The sequence below is a fragment of the Shewanella sp. GutDb-MelDb genome, from assembly GCF_002836075.1.
Classification (GTDB): Bacteria; Pseudomonadota; Gammaproteobacteria; order Enterobacterales; family Shewanellaceae; genus Shewanella.
The window spans coordinates 1-244 of record NZ_PJBM01000097.1 but is presented as its reverse complement, the minus strand read 5'-3'; the positions used below and the strand labels follow the sequence as shown (position 1 = coordinate 244).

Below are 244 nucleotides of genomic sequence, written 5' to 3'. Positions count from 1 at the left end.
CGCCCAAATCACAGACGTAAAAAAGCCCGTTGCGTTAGCAACGGGCTATTCACTCTCTTTCGAGACCCATCTTAGAAAGAGTGGCGCCTGTCATGGCCAGCTACGCGCTCATAAGCACATCGCTATTACGATATTCGCCCTACTATCACATGAATTGATGCATGCTTCGCATACGCTATTTACTTCCCATGTGAGAGTAACTATTCAAAAAGCTAATAAACGAAAAAATCCCTAGCGCAGAGCA

The 244-nt window shown here is 45.5% G+C and carries 1 protein-coding gene; it reads left to right on the top strand.

The genetic code is table 11. The features are described 5' to 3' along the window. Positions 1–235 (top strand): hypothetical protein (locus CXF82_RS22445; RefSeq protein WP_219621765.1); only part of this gene is annotated, 235 nt, incomplete at its 5' end. Positions 236–244: the final 9 nt, after the last annotated feature.